At 42.7% G+C, this 21,506-nt stretch carries 22 protein-coding genes; all 22 read right to left on the bottom strand.

Annotated features, from left to right (window positions below; all coding sequences use genetic code 11):
- Positions 1-12: 12 nt before the first annotated feature.
- The 22 genes from DCMF_RS05065 to DCMF_RS04960 all read right to left on the bottom strand — a co-directional run bounded on the left by DCMF_RS05065 (position 13) and on the right by DCMF_RS04960 (position 21,415).
- Positions 13-267, bottom strand: a complete 255-nt coding sequence (locus DCMF_RS05065) for a translation initiation factor 2 (protein WP_148133417.1) — start codon at positions 265-267, stop codon at positions 13-15.
- Between the two features lie 61 nt (positions 268-328).
- Positions 329-1,507 carry an LL-diaminopimelate aminotransferase gene (locus DCMF_RS05060; protein WP_148133416.1) on the bottom strand — a complete coding sequence of 393 codons (1,179 nt, stop codon included), beginning with the start codon at positions 1,505-1,507 and terminating at the stop codon, positions 329-331.
- A complete protein-coding gene (locus tag DCMF_RS05055) occupies positions 1,494-2,336 on the bottom strand; it encodes a PHP domain-containing protein (RefSeq protein ID WP_148133415.1) in 843 nt (280 codons plus the stop codon). Before DCMF_RS05055 ends, DCMF_RS05060 begins: the two co-directional genes overlap by 14 nt.
- A gap of 24 nt (positions 2,337-2,360) precedes the next feature.
- A complete protein-coding gene (locus DCMF_RS05050; RefSeq protein ID WP_148133414.1) occupies positions 2,361-3,302 on the bottom strand; it encodes a dipeptidase in 942 nt (313 codons plus the stop codon).
- An 83-nt stretch (positions 3,303-3,385) separates the two neighbouring features.
- Entirely contained in the window at positions 3,386-3,646 is a 261-nt protein-coding gene (gene spoVS, locus DCMF_RS05045) for a stage V sporulation protein SpoVS (RefSeq protein ID WP_148133413.1), read from the bottom strand.
- Between the two features lie 161 nt (positions 3,647-3,807).
- A complete protein-coding gene (locus tag DCMF_RS05040; RefSeq protein WP_148133412.1) occupies positions 3,808-4,593 on the bottom strand; it encodes a TIGR00282 family metallophosphoesterase in 786 nt (261 codons plus the stop codon).
- Positions 4,594-4,620: 27 nt separating this feature from the next.
- Positions 4,621-5,148 carry a hypothetical protein gene (locus DCMF_RS05035; protein WP_236860300.1) on the bottom strand — a complete coding sequence of 176 codons (528 nt, stop codon included), beginning with the start codon at positions 5,146-5,148 and terminating at the stop codon, positions 4,621-4,623.
- 183 nt (positions 5,149-5,331) lie between these two features.
- Entirely contained in the window at positions 5,332-6,867 is a 1,536-nt protein-coding gene (rny, locus tag DCMF_RS05030) for a ribonuclease Y (protein ID WP_236860193.1), read from the bottom strand.
- Positions 6,868-7,188: 321 nt separating this feature from the next.
- Entirely contained in the window at positions 7,189-7,665 is a 477-nt protein-coding gene (locus tag DCMF_RS05025; RefSeq protein ID WP_214659101.1) for a regulatory protein RecX, read from the bottom strand.
- Positions 7,666-7,669: 4 nt separating this feature from the next.
- Complete coding sequence (gene recA / locus DCMF_RS05020; protein ID WP_148133409.1) at positions 7,670-8,707, bottom strand: recombinase RecA; 1,038 nt, start codon at positions 8,705-8,707, stop codon at positions 7,670-7,672.
- Between the two features lie 56 nt (positions 8,708-8,763).
- The gene (gene thpR, locus DCMF_RS05015) at positions 8,764-9,324 is read right to left on the bottom strand and encodes an RNA 2',3'-cyclic phosphodiesterase (RefSeq protein ID WP_148133408.1); all 561 of its coding nucleotides are present in this window, start codon (positions 9,322-9,324) and stop codon (positions 8,764-8,766) included.
- Positions 9,299-9,790, bottom strand: a complete 492-nt coding sequence (locus DCMF_RS05010) for a CinA family protein (RefSeq protein ID WP_148133407.1) — start codon at positions 9,788-9,790, stop codon at positions 9,299-9,301. The genes thpR and DCMF_RS05010 overlap by 26 nt, the downstream gene beginning before the upstream one ends.
- A gap of 289 nt (positions 9,791-10,079) precedes the next feature.
- Complete coding sequence (locus DCMF_RS05005; protein ID WP_148133406.1) at positions 10,080-11,576, bottom strand: AAA family ATPase; 1,497 nt, start codon at positions 11,574-11,576, stop codon at positions 10,080-10,082.
- A gap of 13 nt (positions 11,577-11,589) precedes the next feature.
- A complete protein-coding gene (locus tag DCMF_RS05000) occupies positions 11,590-12,102 on the bottom strand; it encodes a hypothetical protein (protein ID WP_148133405.1) in 513 nt (170 codons plus the stop codon).
- 145 nt (positions 12,103-12,247) lie between these two features.
- Positions 12,248-12,790 carry a CDP-diacylglycerol--glycerol-3-phosphate 3-phosphatidyltransferase gene (pgsA, locus tag DCMF_RS04995; protein ID WP_148133404.1) on the bottom strand — a complete coding sequence of 181 codons (543 nt, stop codon included), beginning with the start codon at positions 12,788-12,790 and terminating at the stop codon, positions 12,248-12,250.
- Positions 12,787-14,109 (bottom strand): 30S ribosomal protein S12 methylthiotransferase RimO, encoded by a 1,323-nt coding sequence (gene rimO, locus DCMF_RS04990; RefSeq protein WP_148133403.1) that lies wholly within the window; start codon positions 14,107-14,109, stop codon positions 12,787-12,789. Before rimO ends, pgsA begins: the two co-directional genes overlap by 4 nt.
- 31 nt (positions 14,110-14,140) lie before the next feature.
- Positions 14,141-14,899 (bottom strand): helix-turn-helix domain-containing protein, encoded by a 759-nt coding sequence (locus DCMF_RS04985; protein WP_148133402.1) that lies wholly within the window; start codon positions 14,897-14,899, stop codon positions 14,141-14,143.
- Complete coding sequence (mnmH, locus tag DCMF_RS04980) at positions 14,896-16,005, bottom strand: tRNA 2-selenouridine(34) synthase MnmH (RefSeq protein ID WP_148133401.1); 1,110 nt, start codon at positions 16,003-16,005, stop codon at positions 14,896-14,898. The genes DCMF_RS04985 and mnmH overlap by 4 nt, the downstream gene beginning before the upstream one ends.
- An 81-nt stretch (positions 16,006-16,086) precedes the next feature.
- Entirely contained in the window at positions 16,087-18,387 is a 2,301-nt protein-coding gene (locus tag DCMF_RS04975; protein WP_148133400.1) for an FtsK/SpoIIIE family DNA translocase, read from the bottom strand.
- A gap of 261 nt (positions 18,388-18,648) precedes the next feature.
- On the bottom strand, positions 18,649-18,840 hold the full coding sequence (locus tag DCMF_RS30435) for a YlzJ-like family protein (RefSeq protein WP_418219641.1): 192 nt from the start codon (positions 18,838-18,840) through the stop codon (positions 18,649-18,651).
- A gap of 19 nt (positions 18,841-18,859) precedes the next feature.
- Positions 18,860-19,573: a ClpP family protease gene (locus tag DCMF_RS04965; RefSeq protein WP_148133398.1), complete on the bottom strand. Its 714-nt coding sequence runs from the start codon at positions 19,571-19,573 to the stop codon at positions 18,860-18,862.
- A 177-nt stretch (positions 19,574-19,750) separates the two neighbouring features.
- Positions 19,751-21,415, bottom strand: coding sequence for a ribonuclease J (locus DCMF_RS04960; RefSeq protein ID WP_148133397.1), 1,665 nt, complete (start codon positions 21,413-21,415; stop codon positions 19,751-19,753).
- Positions 21,416-21,506: the final 91 nt, after the last annotated feature.

Raw genomic sequence — 21,506 nt, 5'->3', positions numbered from 1 at the left:
AAGGGTCTCCATTCACGAAAGCTTGTTTTGCATTTCCGCTTCTAATTCCATGATCCTTCTGTTCTTTGATAACAGGCTTTGGGCGTACATGGCATTATTGCGCTGTAATTTGCGATTCTCTTTCTCCAATTTTGAGAGAATGGCGTTTTTATCTTTTTCTAATTTTTCTACTAAATTCATTAACACCCTCCGACTTACCCGCAGGTGCTCGATCCGTTCTTCCAATTCCTCAATGCGGTTTTTCATGACCTGATAGTCGGTTGTCATACGTTCCCCCCCAAATAGTTGTGTTTGAATTTATTATATTCGGAGAGGATTTACTTTAGTCTTAAATAGCTTGTCCGCAAATACCTGTCTTTTCAATTCTTCGCACGGCTTCTGTTAAACGTTCACGGTCTGCCACCAGGGCAATCCGGACATATCCCTCGCCGTTCTGACCGAAAGCAATACCGGGTGTAACCACAATTCCTGTTTTTTGGAGCAGTTCTTGGGCAAATTGCTTTGAACTGGAAAAACCGGACGGAAGAGGAGCCCATACAAACATGGTGGCTTTTGGTTTTTCGATGGCCCAGCCGCATGAGGCTAGCCCGTCGATAAGCGTATCCCTTCGATGCTGGTAGGTACGTGCTGTTTGCTTTACATAATCTTGGGGGCCTGAAAGGGCCGCGATTCCTGCCAGTTGTACGGCCTGAAAAATACCATAATCTATATTGGATTTAAGCTGTTCGAGAGCCCCAATGATCTCTTTCTTTCCCACCATAAAAGCAATTCGGCAGCCAGCCAAATTAAATGTTTTTGACAGGGAATGAAACTCAACGCCCACATCCTTTGCGCCTTTTACCTCAAGAAAACTGGCCGGTTTAAATCCATCAAAGGATAATTCCGAGTAGGCTACATCATGACAGACAATGATCTCATACTTTTTGGCAAAATAGACTACTTTCTCAAAGAAGCCTTTATCGCACACCGCGGTAAGCGGGTTGTTGGGGTAGTTTAGTACCATGATCCGGGCTTTACGGGCAATTTCCTCAGGAATTTTGTCCAAGTCAGGCAAGTAATTGTTTTCTTTTAACAAGGGAAGGGCAAAAATATTGCCTTCCGCAAGAATGACTCCTGCCGAATAAATAGGATATCCCGGATCCGGGATCAGAGCAATGTCTCCCCCGTCTAAAAGAGCCAAAAAGATATGCCCTAATCCGTCTTGAGATCCCATTAAACTTAATATTTCCTTTTCCGGGTCTAAAACTACATCGAACCTTTGAAGGTACCAATCCGCGATGGCTTGCTTAAAACCAATCAATCCTGCCGTTAATGCATAACCGTACTTCCGGGGATCACAGACAGCCTCCTTTAATGCCTCCATGATATGGGGGGCAGGAGGCTGGTCGGGACTGCCGATGCTTAAATTAATAATATCTCCGCCTTGGGCCGCATACTCATTTTTGTATTGATCCAATTCAGAAAAAATTCCCGCGTCTAATCGGGATAACCTTTTAGAAATTTTCATTGTTCTTCTCCATTTGTTTGCGGAATTTCAATTGTGACAAAATCTCTGGTGAAACAGTCTTACATCCCAATGAGCAGCGGTTTCCTTCCTTATATCCGTGAAAATCCGACCCACCGGTGACAATTAAGTGATATTTGGCTGCCATGTCCAGGTATCTTACCTCATCCTCCGGTTTATGGTCGGGATGAAAGACCTCAATCCCCATGAGCCCGTGTTCAAGAAGGAGGGGAATTAATTGATCCGATGAAGATAAACCTGGATGAGCCATGACGGGAATTCCTCCCGCTTCTCGAATAAAGGCGATGGCTTCAACCGGTGATAGCTTGAATCTAGGTATATAAGCGCTGCATCCCCGGCCGATTAAGCGCTGAAAAGCCTCCTGAATGGAAGAAATATACCCCTTTTTCAGCAAGACATAAGCAATGTGGGGTCTCCCCACAGAACCAGATCCTGCTAGCTCAAAAACTTCTTCTTTATCAACATGATAACCCAATTGGGAGAGTTTATCAACCATCTTTATAATCCGGCTTACTCTTGCATCCTGCAATTCCTGCAGTTTTTCTAAAACCCTGGGGAGACGGTAATCAAACAAATAACCTAGAATATGGATTTCTTGATCTTGATGCTCTGTACTTAGTTCTATTCCCGGTATCACCGGATATCCTAATTTATGCCCTAAGGCTTCTGCTCTCTCTAACCCGCCAATGGTATCGTGATCAGTCAGAGCAATACCCTCAAGTCCGGTGTAGATCGCTAAATTAATGATCTCGTCTACATCTAAGGTTCCATCAGACGCCGTAGAATGGACGTGCATGTCAAATCCGGGCATAATTTCTCCTTTGTCATATCAGAATCATTTTTCCGGAAGCACTTTTTTGCATAAACGTACAAAATTGTCCCCCATTATTTTTTCGATATCCGTGCTACGGTATCCTCTTTTTAATAAACCTTCTGCAATTAAAAAAATCTTTGTGACGTCCTCTAATCCCTGGGGAAGATGATCTGTCCCATCAAAATCCGATCCCAAACCGACATAATCCGGTCCCACAAGACTAACGGCATAATCAATGTGTTTGAGCACATCATCAACGGTAATCATTCCAGACCCCAAGAAATCCGGGGTAAAGGTAATTCCCATGACACCACCGTTTGCTCTCAGGGCTTTAATCTGCCCGTCATCTAAATTACGTATATGGGGGCAGAGCCTTTTACAATTGGCATGAGAAACTAGAATGGGCTGTTGGGTATGTTCCAGAACGGACCAAAATCCCCGTTCTGAAATGTGTGATACGTCGATTAGCATGCCCAAGAGGTTCATTTGATTGATCACTGTAATACCGAAGGATGTTAGTCCACTTCCGGAATTTGATTCCCAGCACCCGTCAGCGATCTCATTTCTTTGATTCCAGGTAAGACAAATGCTTCTCACCCCTAAACGAAACAAAACCTTAAGAAGAAAAATATCACCACAGAGTATTTCCCCGCCTTCAATCGAAAGCAGGGTATGGATTCTTTCATCGTTTTCCAGGTTCTTTAAATCTTCCCGTGTGGTGACAACTTTTACATACGGATGATTCTTTTCCATTTCTCTATGAAAGATTTCAATCAATTTTAAGCCGCTTTGCAAAGATTGAAAAGGTTTATAACGGGACTGAATAAAAGCGGCAAAAACCTGTAGATGAACATTGTTTTTTAATCGTTTCAGATCGACATGGGCATGATCTCCCAGATCATACAGGCTGTTTTGATCCGTTATCTTTAACAACGTATCACAATGGGCATCGGCGATAATCATTTTTACCTCCTTCTCCCCGGTTTTGCGGATAAACATCATTGTGAATAAATAGGCCTGCTGGATCAGCAGGCCTCTGCATTTATTTATCTAGGCTCCACGATTAATTTAATGGCTGTTCGTTGTTCTCCGTCAATAATAATATCCGTAAAGGCTGGAATACAAATTAGATCTACACCACTGGGAGCTACAAAACCACGGGCAATGGCTACGGCTTTGACTGCTTGGTTCAAGGCACCAGCTCCAATGGCTTGAATCTCGGCCCCGCCACGTTCTCTAAGGACTCCAGCCAGTGCTCCAGCAACGGAGTTTGGGCTAGACTTAGCTGATACTTTTAACACTTCCATGAATTAAACCCCCTTAACTTGGTCGAATATTATTACATTGTCTTGAAATAAATATATTCGCGCAAGTAAGAAAAAATCCTTTGGAAAAAGGATTTTTTTAAAAAAATTCACACAATTTTTTTCCGTATACCGGGAAATAAATTATTTACCTGCCTCTTTTTTTATAGCGCCTCTTGCACCGATTGAAAAGGATAGATGGAACCAGCCTGGCCTTTATGATTAATTTCGATAATTACAGCGTTTAATTGAATATCCCCGCCGGCTACTTCAAATCGCACCGGTAAGCTGGTGGTAAATTTCTTAATCACCAGCTCTTTATCAACTCCGAGCACGGAGTCCCTTGGTCCAGTCATGCCCACATCAGTAATATAGGCGGTGCCTCTGTTTAATATTCTGGCATCAGCAGTTTGCACATGAGTATGAGTTCCTAAAACAGCACTCACACGTCCATCCAAATACCAGCCCATGGCTTGCTTTTCGGATGTGGCTTCTGCGTGAAAATCTACAATGATGTGCGTGGTCTGACCTTTGATTTGAGAAAGAATCAGATCAATATTTTGAAAAGGGCAATCCAGGGCGGGCAAAAAAACCCGCCCCGACAGGTTAATCACCGCAATTTTTAATTGGTTAGGAAAGGAGAAAATATTCCACCCTTTCCCGGGTGTCCCTTTCGGATAATTTGCCGGACGAAGGATGCGTGGTTCATTTTCAATAAAATCAAAGATTTCTTTCTTATCCCAGACGTGGTTTCCCATCGTGATCACATCCACGCCGTAATTACTAATCTCATCAAAGATTCTTTTGTTGATTCCGGCTCCTCCGGCGGCATTCTCCCCGTTCGCGATGGTAAAATCAATAGAAAATTTATCCTGAATATTGCGTAATTGCTGTCGTAAAATATCGCGACCCGGTTTACCGACAATATCACCAATAAATAGTATTCTCAAAAATGAAATCCTCCTAGCAAAAAAGGACTATTTATTAAAAACCAGTACCTTGCCTTCCTCCCGATAAGCAATTAATTTTTTGTCCGGCATACCATTTTTCAGGTTTTCTAACATATGGCCAATGAGCTCCTCTTGTATTTGAAGATCTTCCTCCCAGACATCATCATTGTTATCAATGATGAGAGAATTTTCAAAATGGGTTTGAAATAATTCCACGATAAAGGAGATTTCATGTCTGGATAAAGTATCCACATCTCTTTTTACATCAAGAATGGTATATTGATCATTCTGGTGCCATTCAGTGGAAAAAACCTGAGGTTTAATTCTTTCCAACTGATGATAGATGTTAATGGAGTCCGTGATTATTTGGTTAAATCCGGTGAAATCATTGTGGTCAAGGATCCCTGCCATGATAAAAGTTAAGCGTAGTTCATGGGATTGGGGATCAAAATTGATCGTTCCGACTTCCGGATAACGCACCAAAATAGAGATGAGCAAGCCGATACTATCAGATACGTCATCTCCATTTTTATATTTAATTGACAAAAGTAGCACCACCTTTAGTTACGCAAAAGTCGTATTGACATTCGTCACTTGCCACAAAAATTCCTGCTTTTCTCCCCTGCCTATGACAAGTTATATTATACCAGGAGAAGATGTTTTTTTCCAAATAGAAAAGGGAGAACACTAAACAGAGTCTCCCTCTCCGTGATTCAGTTGAACCATTCCTAAAAACGGTTATTTCGCATAGTCAACAGCTCGTGTCTCTCTGATCACTACAACCTTAATCTGACCTGGATATTCAAGCTCGGATTCAATTTTCTTGACGATATCTCTTGCCAATCTTACCGAATATACGTCATCAACTTTTTCCGGTTTTACCATAATTCTGATTTCCCGTCCGGCCTGGATCGCAAAAGCTTTTTCCACTCCTTCAAAGGAATCCGCAATCTCTTCCAGCTTTTCCAAACGCTTAATATAGGATTCCAGGGTTTCCCTTCGTGCCCCGGGTCGTGCCGCAGAAACGGCATCGGCAGCTTGTACGAGAGCAGCCTCAATGGTTTTGGTTTCGATATCTCCGTGGTGGGCTGCAATAGCATGAATAATGTCCGGTGTCTCCCGGTATTTTTTGGCCAAATCTGCCCCAATCGTGACATGAGGACCTTCTACCTCATGGTCAACAGCTTTACCTAAATCGTGCAGAAGTCCGGCCCGTTTTGCCAGTTGAACGTCTGCCCCCAGTTCCGCTGCCATGACTCCTGCTAAGTGGGCAACCTCAATGGAGTGCTTCAGGACATTCTGACCATAGCTGGTGCGAAATTTTAATCTTCCTAATAATTTTACAAGTTCGGGATGTAAGCCGTGCACCCCTGTTTCAAAAGTGGCCTGTTCCCCTTCTTCACGAATTCTTTGGTCAACTTCTTTTTGAGATTTTTCCACCATTTCTTCGATACGAGCAGGGTGAATTCGACCATCCAAAATTAATTTTTCCAGGGCTACCCGGGCAACTTCCCTGCGTACCGGGTCAAAACCTGATAAAATAACAGCTTCCGGAGTATCGTCAATAATAAGATCGATTCCGGTTAGGGTTTCCAGGGTGCGAATGTTTCGCCCTTCGCGGCCGATAATTCTTCCCTTCATTTCATCGTTGGGCAGAGCAACAACTGAAACAGTGGTCTCTGCTACGTGATCTGCAGCAACCCTTTGGATGGCCTGGGTAATGATCTCTTTTGCCTTCTTTTCCCCTTCTTCTTTTGCCTTGGTCTCAATTTCTTTGATTAACATGGCTGTTTCATGTTTAATCTCTTCTTCCACGTTGGACAGAAGTATTTCTTTCGCTTCTTCGGAAGTCATACCGGATAAGCGCTCTAATTCAGCTACTTTTTGTACTTGCAGCTCGGATATCGTGTTTAACCGGTTCTCGATCTCCTGATCTTTTTTATTGAGAGATTCTTCCTTGCGTTCAATGGCCTCCGTTTTTCTGTCGAGAGTCTCTTCTTTTTGAAGGATGCGGCGCTCCAGACGGGTAAGTTCGTTGCGGCGATCTTTATTTTCTCTGTCTGCTTCCGAACGCATGCGATGAATTTCTTCTTTTGCTTCTACCAAGGCTTCCCGTTTTTTTGCTTCCGCTTCTTTATTCGCTTCTTCAACTATTTTTTTGGCGGCTTCTTCCGCCGTACTTATTTTAGCTTCCGCTAAACTTTTTCTGAGAAAATATCCTACACAAAATCCAATTGCGATGCCTAATAAAATATCAATTGCATAGTACAACACAACTTGTTTTTTCACCTCCTAGTCCCTGTTAATTTGTATTAATTTGTTATTTATTTCTTTCCTGACAATAAAAAAACCGAGTAGAAACTCGGCGATTTAGAATATAGATGTGTTTTGCGGGGTCGCAAACTACCATAAGTCTTTAACCTCACCTTGCTTTGAACACACTTAAATATACATATTTACCACTATGTATTCTCATCTATGCGTGCACATCACAAATGCCTCAGTTTCAAGATATATTTAACCCGCAATCAGGCACCCTATTCTAATCCGTGTTCCAACAGAAATATTCTATTATTTTTTACCATAAATGTCAAGCTATTTGGGCTGTAGCAGGTTAAGGGCTTGAAAAATCAGTTCCCGATCAAAGCCTTTCCGCATCAAGCTGGAAAAAATTTTATGCTGTTCTTTTTCGGTTTCGGCGCAAATATTCCCGGATCCCATTTTTCGGGTTGCTTGTTTATGGATGAGGCGATCCAAACAATCTTTTTCTTCTTCTAAAGAATAAAAATGATCAAAATAGGCTTCCAGATCCTGGACAGAAATGCCCTTTACGTGAAGCTCTCTTTTGACAAACCATCTGCCCCGGGGAGATATCTGCTTCCGGTAATAACACCAGCTTTCCATAAATTTTACGTCATTTAAGTAATCCAGCTGAACCAAGGAGAAAACAACCTGATTAATCTCCTCAACGGGATAGTCATGAGCAGCGAGAACCTTTTTCATCTCTTCTTTGGAACGGGGGCGCAAATTTAAAAGTTTCAGCGCATAAGTCAAAGCATTTTTCTGTTTCAATGGATCATTCATCATATGAATCTTGCGTGCCGGAAGCACCTACGCTTAACATATTACATTCCTTAGCCGAGTCCCGGATCTTTTTTTCGATTTCCAGGGAAATTTCCGGGTGGCTTTTTAAATAGTCCTTGGCGTTTTCTCTTCCTTGGCCGATTCTTTCCTCGCCATAAGAATACCAGGAGCCGCTTTTATTAATGATGTTTAAGTCCGTACCGATATCCAACAGGTTCCCTTCCTTAGAGATCCCTTGTCCATACATAATATCAAACTCAGCCTGCTTAAACGGGGGGGCTACCTTATTCTTGACAATTTTTACTCTTGTCCTGTTCCCGATCATCTCTGATCCCTGCTTCAGGGTTTCCGTCCGGCGTACTTCCATGCGGATCGAGGAATAAAATTTTAGGGCCCGTCCCCCCGGTGTGGTTTCCGGGTTGCCAAACATGATGCCCACCTTTTCCCGGATCTGATTGATAAAGATCGTGGTGGTCCTTGATTTTCCGATCGATCCGGTAAGCTTTCTTAAGGCCTGGGACATTAGCCTTGCTTGGAGACCGACATGGGCATCTCCCATCTCTCCTTCTAATTCCGCTCTGGGAACTAAGGCCGCAACAGAGTCGATGACAATGACGTCGATGGCCCCGCTTCGGACCAATGCTTCCGCGATTTCTAAGGCCTGTTCCCCGGTGTCGGGCTGGGATACCAGCAAGTTATCTAAATCCACGCCTAATTTTTGCGTATAAATAGGATCCAAGGCATGTTCGGCATCGATGAAAGCGGCGTTCCCACCCATCTTTTGGGCTTCAGCCACAATATGCAGGGCGACGGTGGTTTTTCCGGAAGACTCCGGCCCGTATATTTCCACAACTCTGCCTCTAGGTACACCGCCTACTCCCAGGGCAAGATCGAGTGCCAGGGAGCCTGTAGGAATCACTTCAATACCCATTTTGGTAGAAGCTTCGCCCAGCCGCATGATAGACCCTTTGCCAAACTGTCTTTCAATCTGATTTAACGCTGCATCTAAAGCACGTAATTTATCTGACATGATTAAATTCCCCCTCCACAAACATACGTTCGACTCTATTATACGTGGTATTGGAATTAGTTGTCAACTATTTTAAGTTTGCTGAAACTAATTTTTTGATAGATCGGTCCTGCGGGTCTTAAGACACTTTCCATGAAGGATATTCCCTCAATTTTTACGGTCCCGAAAAGGTGGCTCCGTTTTTCTTCCAAATCCTTTATGACGTCAAGAAGGCGGGGTGAATTTTCTTTAATTCTTGCTAATGTGATATGAGGGCGAAAGTCCTTTCCGTCCCCTGCTTTGATGAGGGAAGAGATATCCTTAACCAGTCCCAGTAAAGGGGCAGAATCATTTACTCCTGCCCAAATGATTTTGGGAGAACGGAAATGAGGAAATGCTCCTAGTCCTTGAAAGGTTAATGAAAAAGGATGGTGTTTGGCACAGATTTCCTTCAGGGCGTTCTTGATACCCTCACATTGATTTGCAGTGATTTCTCCTAAAAATTTAAGGGTAAGGTGAAGATTTTCCGGTGCTACCCATTTTATCTCTCGGTTTTTCCCCAAAAAAGGAGCGGAGATTTGGGCCAATTGATCCCGGACCGGGGAATTTAATTCAAGTGCGATAAAAGTTCTCATCATTTACTACTCCATATTGAATAATTAAGTCAAGGGCTCGGCTGACTGTTAACCTTCTTATTTCTTCCCGATCTCCCTGAAAATAATATTTTTGCGCAACACAAAAACCTTCTTTTGCCAGTGCCATAAAAACAAGACCGACAGGTTTTCTTTCACTTCCTCCCGCTGGTCCCGCAATACCTGTAATGGAGACGCCCAAGTGGGATTGGGCTATTTTTCGGACGCATTTTGCCATCCAAAAAGCAGTCTGATAGCTGACTGCCCCAAACTCTTGCAGTATTTCCCAGGGAACGCCCAGCGTTTCATGCTTTGCCTGATTGCTGTATGTAATCGCCCCATAACCAAAGCATTCGGAGCTTCCCGGAATGCTGGTTAAAGCAGCGCTGAGCAGTCCACCGGTACAAGACTCGGCAACAGAGATCGTAAAACTGTTTTTTTTGAGTTGTTCAATGACCAAAGCATTTTTCATCTTACAAATTCACCACCATCAACGGGATCCGGGGACCGGAAACACCTAATAGATAAAAAAACTTGCAGCACAAAGATGGAAACAGTCATCCACTTCTCAAGTGCTATCTTCAGAAAAATTCGCGATGAAGACATGAATCCCTTTTTTTCAAACCTAATTTTTAGTATATGTGATTAAAGAAACTTTTATAGTAAAAAAACAAGCCTGGATCCCAAAGGTTCCGGCTCATTTTTTTTCGTATTTGTTTTATTTCCGGTACCCGGATCCCGAAAAGCCCTTTGGGCTTTTTTTAGGCACTGAGCGACTGCTGTGCTGATTTTTTGCTCTCCCACAACTCGTGTAATTGTTCACCGGCAATATACTCATTTTCCAAGAGTAAATCAACCATCCGGTTTAACACAGCCAAGTTTCCCTTTATCAATTCTCCTGTAACCTGTTCCTGCCGCTGAATGATTTCCCGTACCTCGTCGTGAATGGACTGCTGGGGTATGGATTCACTGTCCACAATCCCTAAATTGGATAAACCGCAGTCGATGATCTGGCGGGCTAATTTTACTGCTTGCCGAAAATCATTTAAGGAACCTGAGCTTTTATTTCCGATCAGGATTTCTTCTGCCACGGCGCCGGCTAAACAGATGTTTATTTGTTTTAATAAATGATCTTTGGTGTATAGATAAATATCTGAGGCAGGGATCTGCCGCATATAGCCTAAAGCGTTCCCTCTTGATGTAATGGTAACATAGGACACGGAATTTTTTTCTAAAGTTTCACTGATGAAGGCATGGCCCGATTCATGAATGGCAATTCTTCTTTTTTCCTCATTGGTAGGTTTTTTTTCCGCTTTTTCCCCCATAATCACCTTATCAATGGCTTCTTTAAAATGGCGGGACAGGATGAAGGAAGCCTCTTCCCGCATGGCATAAATTGCGGCTTCATTGCACACACTTTCCAGCTGGGCCCCGGAAAAACTGAAAGTTTCTTTGGCAATCATGGAGAGCCTGACATCTTCTCCCAGGGGCTTGTTTGCCGTATGAATGGTGAGAATTTGCAGCCTGCTTGTTACATCAGGCAGGTCAACATTGACGATGCGATCAAAACGCCCCGGGCGCAGCAAAGCGGCATCAATTAAATCTGCCCGGTTGGTAGCTCCCATCACAAGAATTTGCAGTTCCGGATCCGTTTTCATGCCGTCCATTTCTACTAATAACTGATTTAAGGTTTGGTCGTATTCCAAATGACTGGAGTGGCTTCCCCGTTTTCCCCCCAAAACTTCAATCTCATCAATAAAAATTACGGCACTATTTTTCTTAAATTTTTTGGCCTGCTTTTTTGCGGATTCAAAAAGACTGCGTACCCGTTGGGCCCCCACCCCGGCATACATTTCAATAAATTCAGAGCCGGATGCGGTAATAAAAACCGAATCGGTATACGTGGCGGCTGCTTTCGCCAATAAAGTTTTCCCTGTCCCGGGAGGGCCGGTGAGCAATATTCCTTTCAGCGGCCTAATTCCCATCGCTTTAAACCGGTCGGATTTTCGCATGAACTCAAGCGCTTCTTGAATTTCCTGTTTTGCCGGAGTCTGCCCCCCGATATCATTAAAGTCAATGGGCTTATGACTCATACCGGTTCCTACGGAATTATTTTTTAAAATACCTTTCCGTTCCAGTAAAAAATAGATCACGATACCCATAATACTCAAGACGATAATGGGAACAATATCATATCCCAAATATCCCATAAATATCACAAGAGATAGGATGAGGCCTATCACGATCTCTTTCCCCACGTTGATTCCTCCTTTACTCCCCAAGTGTTGGCAAGCCTGAGTTAGGCCGTTCAAGGATGCGGTAAAGAAATTTATCTTTTGATTTAAACTGTAAAAAGACCCTTTGGCTGTCGACAAAAATTTTCGTCTCTATGCCCTGCCTTTGGGCCATGTTTTTAATATAGTGTTCCATTTCCGTAAAGTTTCCCCGGGTCATTGCCTCCTGAATGGCTGTTTCACTTTCCGCTGCCACTTCTTTTAACTGTTGAGAAGGGTTATCTTTAATGATGATCTGGTAATTTTTGCTGGATATAATTTTATCAATTTGTTGGTAGGACTCTTTAATATTACTAACAACATCCATGGTAATGGTGATGTCTTCATCCCCTATTTGAACACTCTTAATCCCATCTATTTTTAACAATTGTTCCTGAAAATGGTCAGCAACGTAGTAGTTTTGAAAGAAAAATTGGCCGCCAATGAGAAGACTTAAAAAAAGACCCGCAAAAACCAGCGTTAACCCGGCGCTTTTTAACTGTTGTTTCACATCATCACTCCCCTAAACCTGATGTACAAAAGTATACCATGTGTGGTGTAAGGAAACCTTATGAAATGGATGGCAATAAAAAAAACGCGACCTTTCGCGTTTTTTCGTGAACATGAGGGATACAGAAAAAAGCCCTACGGGCTTTTTAACTATTATTTAGCAGCTTTTTCGCTTTGAGAAAATAATCAACACCTGATGCGATGGTAAAACCAACGGCAATATAAAGCAAAAAAGAACCAATAGGAATTTTCCAAAAGCTTAAAGGAAAATCATGAAGCAATATCACCACAATAGCAACGATTTGAGAGACTGTTTTGTATTTTCCTAATTTTGAAGCCGCAATAATCACGCCTTCTCCTGCGGCAATCGCTCTTAATCCTGTAACAGCAAACTCCCGGCTAATAATAATAATGGCGACCCATGCTTTTATTAATCCCAGCTCGACCAGAGAAATCAAAGCAGCAGAAATAAGCAATTTGTCCGCCAAAGGGTCCATAAATTTCCCCAAATTTGTAATCTGTTTCCGTGAACGTGCGATATATCCGTCCAAACCGTCCGTGCTGGCGGCAATAATAAATACGATTGCGGCCAGGTAGTCTCCGTATTTGGGAATACGGGTGAGCAGAATCAGCATAAACACGGGAACGAGAAATATTCTTGCTAAAGTAAGTTTGTTTGCCAGGTTCATTTTTCTTTGATCTCTCCTATTAAATCATAAACATCGGCGCCGGTAATGATCACCTGAACCAGATCACCAATTTGTAATAAGTCCCCTTTTATGAAGACCACCCCGTCCACATCCGGGGCCTGATATTGAGAGCGACCTATAAAATATTCGGGATTATCTGAGGATTTTCCTTCAATTAATACAGAAATTGTTTTCCCGATCCATTTTTGTTTTTCTTCCAGAGAAATTTGGCTTTGTAAAGACATCAGCCGATGATAGCGGTCCTCTTTGATCTGCTCGGGAATCTGCTCCGGCAAGGAGGCAGCAGGAGTGTCTTCTTCCTGTGAATAAGTAAAAACGCCTAACCAATCAAATTTTTGTTCAGACACAAAATCCAGTAAGGATTGATATTGTTCTTCCGTTTCACCGGGAAAGCCTACCATCAGGGTGGTGCGTAAAGCAATATCCGGCATGGTATTTCTGATCCGCTTAATTAGTTGTTCTAAGAATTCCCGATGTTCTTTTCGGCCCATTTTTTTTAAAATATGATCATCACTGTGTTGTATCGGCATGTCAAGATATCTGCAAATGTTTGGATATTTGCCCATTACTTTTAGTAATTCCGGAGAGATTCGGACCGGATAACAATATAAAACCCGGATCCAGGCGATTTTTTCTTGGGCCAGTCTTTCCAATAGCTCAGGCAGCTTTCTTTCCCCATATAAGTCTTCTCCATAGGAGGTGGTATCCTGAGCAATAAGATTGATTTCTTTAACACCTAAGGAAACCAGCTTTCGTGCTTCCAAAATGATCGACTCCATAGGACGGCTTTGATAGCCGCCTCTTAACTCCGGGATCAGGCAAAAGGTACATCTATTGTCGCAGCCTTCGGCAATTTTTACATATGCCGTATGCCTGGGGGTTGTGAGATATCTATTTTCATAAGAAAAACGGTCCGGATCCAGATCATGAAGAGAGGACGATTTTAGTTTGGTATCCAGAAGTGTCCCTATCTCTCGAAAATCCGATGTTCCCAATACACCGTCAATTTCCGGGATTTCTTCCAGCAATTCTTGCCGATATTTTTGCACCAGGCAACCGGTAACCACCAGCATTTTGCATTTTCCAGTTATTTTATATTCGGCCAGGGATAAAATGGTGTCAATAGATTCCTGTTTTGCCGGTAAAATAAAACCACAGGTATTGACAATGATCACATCTGCATGGGCAAATTCGTTCGTGATCACATAGCCATGGTCCTTTAGCAAGCCTAACATAATTTCACTATCCACCAGGTTTTTTGAACAGCCTAGACTCGCGAAAGCTACTTTAAATTTCAATCATCATCCTCTTTTCTGATTTTAATAAAGGTCATTCTTCCCGATATTCCTTGACTACTCTTTGTCCGGAACTTCCCAAAGGCTCCATCGTTTTCCCATTATAGATGACTTCAACAGCACCGGCATTACCGTACACAATATCGATACTGTGTTGGCCGATGAAAGTCCGGTTTTCGCCGGCGTTTAGGGTTCCGGTAAAATAGTCTGCCCCGTCAATGTTCACATCTAACCAGCAGCTCGCCTCTTTTACATTCACAATCACCGAGACCCCACTGATTTTGGGTTCATTCTCTTGATCAGGAATATTGTTGTAGTCGTTATTTTCCTGTGTTTCCGGTTCATTTTTCTCAGGTTGTTGGGTTTCCGGGGTTTGGACCTGGGGAACATCATTTTTTCCTGTTTGATCCTGAGTAGGATTTGTCAGATAAGAGAAAACGAACGCTAAGGCGACTAAGAAAATGAGGGCCCCGAAAACAGTAAAGATAAGGCCCTTCTTCTTTTTCTTCACGGGCTTGGGTTTCTCCACCAATTCTTCATCATGTACTTCCACTGGGGTGAGTGATTTTACCTGGTTAACTAAATTTTCATCGTTAATGCCCAGAAATCGAGCATAAGTGCGCAAAAAGCCAATGACATAAACTCTTCCCGGCAGAGCTTCGAAGTCGTCTGCTTCTAAAGCAATCAAATATTTCATTCTAATTTTCGTTGCTTCTTCCACATCACGTAAACTTAATCCCTTCAGTTCTCTTGCTCTTCGTAATTCTTCCCCGATTTGGCCCACTAAGATCACCTCATTTCTCTCTCTAATGTGGATAGATATTTCTGAATGATGGCTGCCGTTTGGCTTATATCCGAGAATGGGATGCTCATATCATACTCACGAGACGGACAGGCGGGATATTGATATAACGGATCGTAGTAATCAATTAAGAGCCTTTCCACTGCGGAAGCATAATTTTCTTTTTCAATCATTTGACTTAAAGACGCTACGGTTTCATTTCCCAGCCTGCTTTTCAACCGAGTCAAGGCTTCGATTAATTCTTTCCCGTAACGATCCACATGATATTCGGAAATAATGCGTTTAACCCGATTGTCTATCGTATCAAACAATAAAATATGTCTTCCTTCTCTCATTCCCCGAAAGAGAGATAAAGGAATCGTTATTTTTCCAATCCGTTTGCTTTCACATTCGACAATAATAAATTTCTTTTCCTGGTTTTTATGAAGTTCATCCCATAATCGTGACTCAAATAATTTTTGAGATGGCTGTTCCTCAAGACCGACATTCCCAAATACGGAACCGCGGTTATTGGCCAAGGCCTCTAGATCAACGGCTCCTGCCCCAAGGTGAGCTAATTTTTGGATCACACCTGTTTTTCCTGTGCCGGTTAAACCATGAATAACTATTACTTCAAAAGAAAATCGCTCTTGCTGAAAATAGTTATTAATCCACTGACGGTACCTTTTATACCCTCCCTTGAGACGGAAAACCCGGATATTCATCAAGTCAAGAATGGTTGCCAGGGAATAACTACGCAATCCTCCTCTCCAACAGTATAAGATTAGTTGCTTGCCCAAGGCAGCTTCTTCAATTGTTTTGACTAATTGGGGCAATTTCGGTGCAACAATGTTTAGGCCGGCTTTTCTGGCTTTCTCAGGGCCTTCATTTTTATATATGAGACCTACCTGTATTCTTTCTTCATCATTAAAAACGGGAATATTCAGAGAATGAGGGATATGGTCCTCTTGGTATTCTCTTTCGGAACGAACATCGATGTATAAAGGACGAGGCATTTTTAAGGAGTCGTCAAAATCTAGATCTGTAATCATGTCTCGGGCTCCAGAAAGATTAAGAATTATTAGCACAAGTATACCACTGAAAAAAAGATGATACAAGTTTGGACGTAACTGCCGTTGACAATGTTCCCCTCGATTAGAAAAACAAAGCTATAGTCAAGGATTTTTTAAAATGTTTTCCTATTTTTTCATTTCACCTTTTTCCAGACGTTCAAATTGATCAAACGTCATGAGGACATTCCTTGGTTTAGATCCTTCGTAGCCGCCCACAATTCCCCGGTTTTCCAAAATATCCATTAAACGGGCTGCTCTGGAATAGCCGATACGAAACCTGCGCTGGAGCAAGGATACGGATGCCTGGCCGGAGTTTATGACCAGTTTGGCTGCCTCCTCAAATAACTCGTCATGGTTGGAACGTTTTTCTTCTAAAGCGAAGTCATTCTGCAGGATGCCTTCCAGGTATTGGGGTTTTGCCTGGTCACTGCAATGGCTGACAATCGCATTAATGTCCTCTTCCGACAGATACACGCCTTGTACCCGAATCGGTTTAGGGGCACCCACCGGATTAAACAGCATATCTCCCCGGCCCAAAAGTTTTTCTGCTCCCCCCATATCCAGGATTGTCCTGGAATCAACCTGGGAGGAAACAGCAAAAGCAATCCGGGAAGGGATATTCGCTTTGATTAAACCGGTAATTACATCCACCGAGGGCCGTTGTGTCGCCACCACCAGGTGAATTCCTGCCGCCCGGGCCATTTGGGCTAAACGGCAGATCGCATCTTCCACATCCCCAGGGGATACCATCATTAAGTCGGCCAATTCATCGATCAGGACAACGATTTGGGGTAATTCTTCCCCGGTATTTTGTTTCAATTCGTTATAGCGAAATAAGTCTTTAACGCCCGTTGAGGCAAAAATATTGTACCTGTTTTCCATCTCATTGACAACCCATTTTAAAGCACCCGCAGCCTTTTTAGGATCCGTTACCACAGGAGATACTAAGTGGGGTAAACGATTATAATTTGTCAATTCTACCATTTTGGGATCCACCATCAGTAATTTTACTTCCGATGGTTTCGCTTTAAATAAAATGCTGCAGATTAAAGTATTCATGCAGACACTTTTTCCAGATCCCGTAGCCCCTGCAATTAACAAATGGGGCATGGTGGCCAAGTCCGCCACTACCGGATTGCCGGAAATATCTTTGCCCAATGCGACAGTTAATTTGGATGGTGACTGAGCGAATTGAGCTGTCTCTAAAACCTCGCGAAAACAGACGGTAGAAATTTCTTTTTTGGGCACTTCAATACCGATTACCGACTTCCCCGGAACGGGAGCTTCGATTCTCACTGCAGGAGCAGCCAAATTTAAGGCAATGTCGTCTGCCAAATTTACAATCTTACTGACTTTGACACCCGGACAAGGCTGCATCTCAAACCTGGTAATGGCAGGTCCACAACTGACTTGGGTAACTTTTACCTTTACACCGAAACTGTCTAAAGTATCTTCTAAAATGCGGATACTGTCGGTAATATCCTTGTTCATGCGGGGGTTTTTAATCTTAACGGCGGTTTGGAGAATTTCTGTTCCCGGTATTAAATAATGTCCTTCTTCGACTTTTACTTTCTCTTTTTGTGGTTGATGAGCCGTTGCCTTATTTGTAGAAAGGGTACTCTGTTGGCCTTGGGGAATTATTTCCAAGGGCTTCGGTAGGGGCTCTTCTAAGGGGTTCGTTGCCCAATCCGGGTTTTCAGAGGTTTCAGCGGTATCGTCATATTCATGGGTAATAATTACCGGGAAGTCCGGTTCTAGAGTTTTTGTTTTCCCGTGTCCTTTTTCTTTTACAGGCCCGCTATCCTCCACTTCTTCAAAGAGAAAGTTCACCAGAAAATTTTTTGCTCGTTTTAAAAACAGAAACACGCTTACAGCAAGTTTTCTGATCGTTGATGCTAAGGAAACTTCAGTAATTAAGACGACGCTGACTATTGAAAGGGCAACTAAGATAATCTTTGCCCCGATGACGCCAAAACCTTTCTGCATGATCCAGCAGAATAAGGCACCAATAAAACCACCGCCCGACCCGTTCAGACCGGAGATTAAATATGATTTGAGGGTGGTAGCTTCTATGTAAAAATGCAAAAAAGTGATACAACTAAAAAATAAAACCGTCATCCCGATTAATTTTTGCTTAATGAAATCATACGGTTGATTTCGGAGAAGAAAAAAACCCCATAAAATCATGATCACCGGAATAATGAATCTGCCCAGGCCTACAATACCCGCTAACACTCGAACCGAAAAAACTCCGATCGCTCCCATCTTGGAGGTATCCGTGACAGCGTCCCCAGGCACTAAATAAAAATTAATTAAAAGCAATATGGCAAGGGCGATCAATGAAATGCCCGTAATTTCATGTTTCGTTTCATTCTTAACTGGTTTACCTGGTTTGATTGGCTTTACAGAATGAGATGCTTTCGCCATGATTTCACCTCCGGTTGTTGTTTTATTTTTCGCTGTTTTCCTAAGAATTCCTTTAAAAAAGCGCAACAGTTTGTTGCGCTTTTTATGAAAAATGAAAATAGGTTACTTTTAGATTATAGCATGCGATCTTCGGCTTTTCTATGCTTTTAATTTATTAACCCCTTTTTAACCCTTCTAACCTATAAACACTTCCCTTTCAGAAAGTGTTTATAGAACTTTTTTCTATATTTTTCAGATATTTTGCTTCATAATATTTACAGGTTAATGTAAGAATATTTCTGTACCAGGAGAAAAGTGCTTGTCAAGAAAGTCGTGAGGGTCGGAGCTAAGTAATTGAACGATCACTCCTTTCCCCTCATCTTTTGTTTCTACAATCACTTTTTTCCCTAAGTAATCGACTTGTTGGAACCTACGTTGTTGATCAAAGCCGTCTAAAACTATTTCTTCGGGCATAATGGTCCATAGCAGCAAGTTAATGCACCTCTGCACTTTTCGTCTTATTTTGTTCCATAAGCTCATTTAGTTTTCTGATCGCTTCACCTACTCCTCCAACGGCATCCATGAGACCAAGCTTCACTGCTTCTTTGCCGACGATGACCGTGCCAATATCACGGGCCAGTTCTCCGGTAGTCATCATTAGCTTTCTCAGGCTATCTTCGCTTATTTTAGAATTTAAGGTGATAAAATGGATCACTCTGTCTTGCATTTTATCCAAGTAGTCAAAACTCTGTTGCACACCGATTACAAGTCCGGTTAATCGAATAGGATGGATGGTCATCGTGGCAGAATGGGCGATAAAAGAATAATCGGCAGCTACTGCAATAGGAACACCGATGCTGTGTCCACCGCCTAAAACTAAGGATACAGTTGGTTTGGAAAGACTTTTGATCATTTCTGCAATCGCTAAGCCTGCTTCTACATCCCCTCCCACTGTGTTTAAGATCACCAGGAGCCCTTCTATATCCCGGTTCTGTTCTACCGCAACCAATTGAGGAATAATATGTTCATATTTGGTGGTTTTATTCTGGGGAGGCATGACCAGGTGCCCTTCCACTTGACCGACAATGGTAATGACATGGATGTTGCTTTGCGCTTCCGGCAATTGAGTCTGCCCCAACTCGTTAATTAATTCTGTCTTTTTTACAGCTTGTTTTGTCTTTTTGGGCTTTGTGGCAGGTTCTTCCATATTTGCCCTCACTCCTTCCGAATTATCCTTTCTAGTATGAGAACATCGGCACAAAAAAATACACAGTCGAATAAACTGTGTATTTTTTGCCTTAGCATCCGGTGAAGCCCTTTTGGCTTGAAAGCTAAGAAAAACAGGCATATGGTTGGGTTTCCCGGATCCCGGATACCGAATTCACTACATCTCACTAATAATCGGGAGAATCATTGGTTTTCGTTTCGTTTTTTCATATAAGAATTTGCCTAATGTGTCCCGAATACCGGATTTAATCCCCGCCCAATCTTTAATTTTTTCCGGATCTGTTTTTGCTAACACATCTTTTACCTTTTCCCGGGCGTCTTCCATGAGCCTTTCAGATTCTTTTACATACACGAATCCCCGGGATACGACTTCAGGACCGGCTAAAACGGCGCCGGTAGATTTTTCGATGGTCAGGGTAATAATGAAAATCCCATCCTGGGAAAGCTGCTTTCTGTCTCTCAGGACCACGTTGCCCACATCACCGACACCTAAACCATCAATGAGAACTCTCCCTGCATGCACCCGGCCATTTGCCTGGCCTTTGCGTTTTGTAAAATCAAGCACTTGACCGTTTTCGCCCACAAAGATATTCTCAGGGGGAATGCCCATTTGTTCGGCCAATTTGGCGTGTTTGTACAACATGCGGTATTCTCCGTGTACTGGAACAAAAAACTTGGGTTTTACCAAATTGATCATCAGTTTTAGTTCTTCCTGACTAGCATGCCCGGAAACGTGGATGCCGGCAATCGATTCATGAATCACATCTGCGCCTAGTTTAAACAGATGGTCAATGGTACGTGCTACAGATTTTTCATTTCCCGGAATCGGCACAGCGGAAATAATGATGGTATCCCCGGGCATAATTTGGATCTGTTTGTGCTCAGACAGGGCCATTCTTGTCAGGCCGGACATCGGTTCTCCCTGACTTCCTGTGGTAAGGATCACAACACGATTTCCCGGCACCTGCCCCACCTCATCAATGTCAATTAAGGTATTACGGGGAATTTTCAGATATCCCAGCTCCGAGGCAATACTCACTACATTGACTAAACTACGTCCTACGACAGCCACTTTTCTGTTATATTTTGCCGCTGCCCAGATGGCCTGCTGAACCCTATGCACATTGGAGGCAAAGGAGGCCATAATGATCCTGCTTTTCGCTAAACGAAAGGTCTCATCAAATGTTTCCCCCACGGACTTCTCCGAAAGAGTATATCCCGGCCGTTCCACATTGGTACTGTCAGACATCATCACTAATACACCCTGTTCGCCAATGGAGGCGAATTTATGAAAATCCAACGTATCCCCGTCAATAGGCGTCATATCAAACTTAAAGTCTCCTGTATGGAGAATAATACCCAGCGGGGTGTGAACGGCAACAGCTACGGCATCTGCAATACTATGGCTTACCCGGATAAACTCAATTTTAAAGGGTTCGATCTTCAGAATATCCCTGGGCTTCACCACATTGAGATTTGCGCTGTTAATCTGGTGTTCTTTAAGCTTTCCTTGCAGTAAGCCTAAAGTTAAGCGCGTGCCATAAACAGGTACGTCTAAATCTTTTAAGACATAGGGTAATGCGCCGATATGGTCTTCATGTCCGTGAGTAAGAATGATACCTTTAATTTGGCTTTTATTCTCCAATAAGTAGGTGTAATCAGGAATGACAATATCCACGCCCAAAAGTTCATCTTCCGGGAACATCATTCCGGCATCAATCACGATGATGCTGTCCTCATATTTGATCGCCATCATATTTTTCCCGATTTCACCTAGACCGCCCAAGGGAATGAGAGAAACCTTGGCATTTTTTCCAACCACTTGTCCACCTCCTTTACAAAAAAATATTTGGCATAAGCCATAAAAATAAAAAATTTATTATTTTTTAAAAATACAGGTATCTTCTATTATT

The organism is Candidatus Formimonas warabiya, from assembly GCF_002777255.1.
Classification (GTDB): domain Bacteria; phylum Bacillota; class Dehalobacteriia; order Dehalobacteriales; family Dehalobacteriaceae; genus Formimonas; species Formimonas warabiya.
The sequence above is the reverse complement of the archived record's forward strand: the minus strand, read 5'-3'. Positions and strand labels throughout refer to the sequence as shown.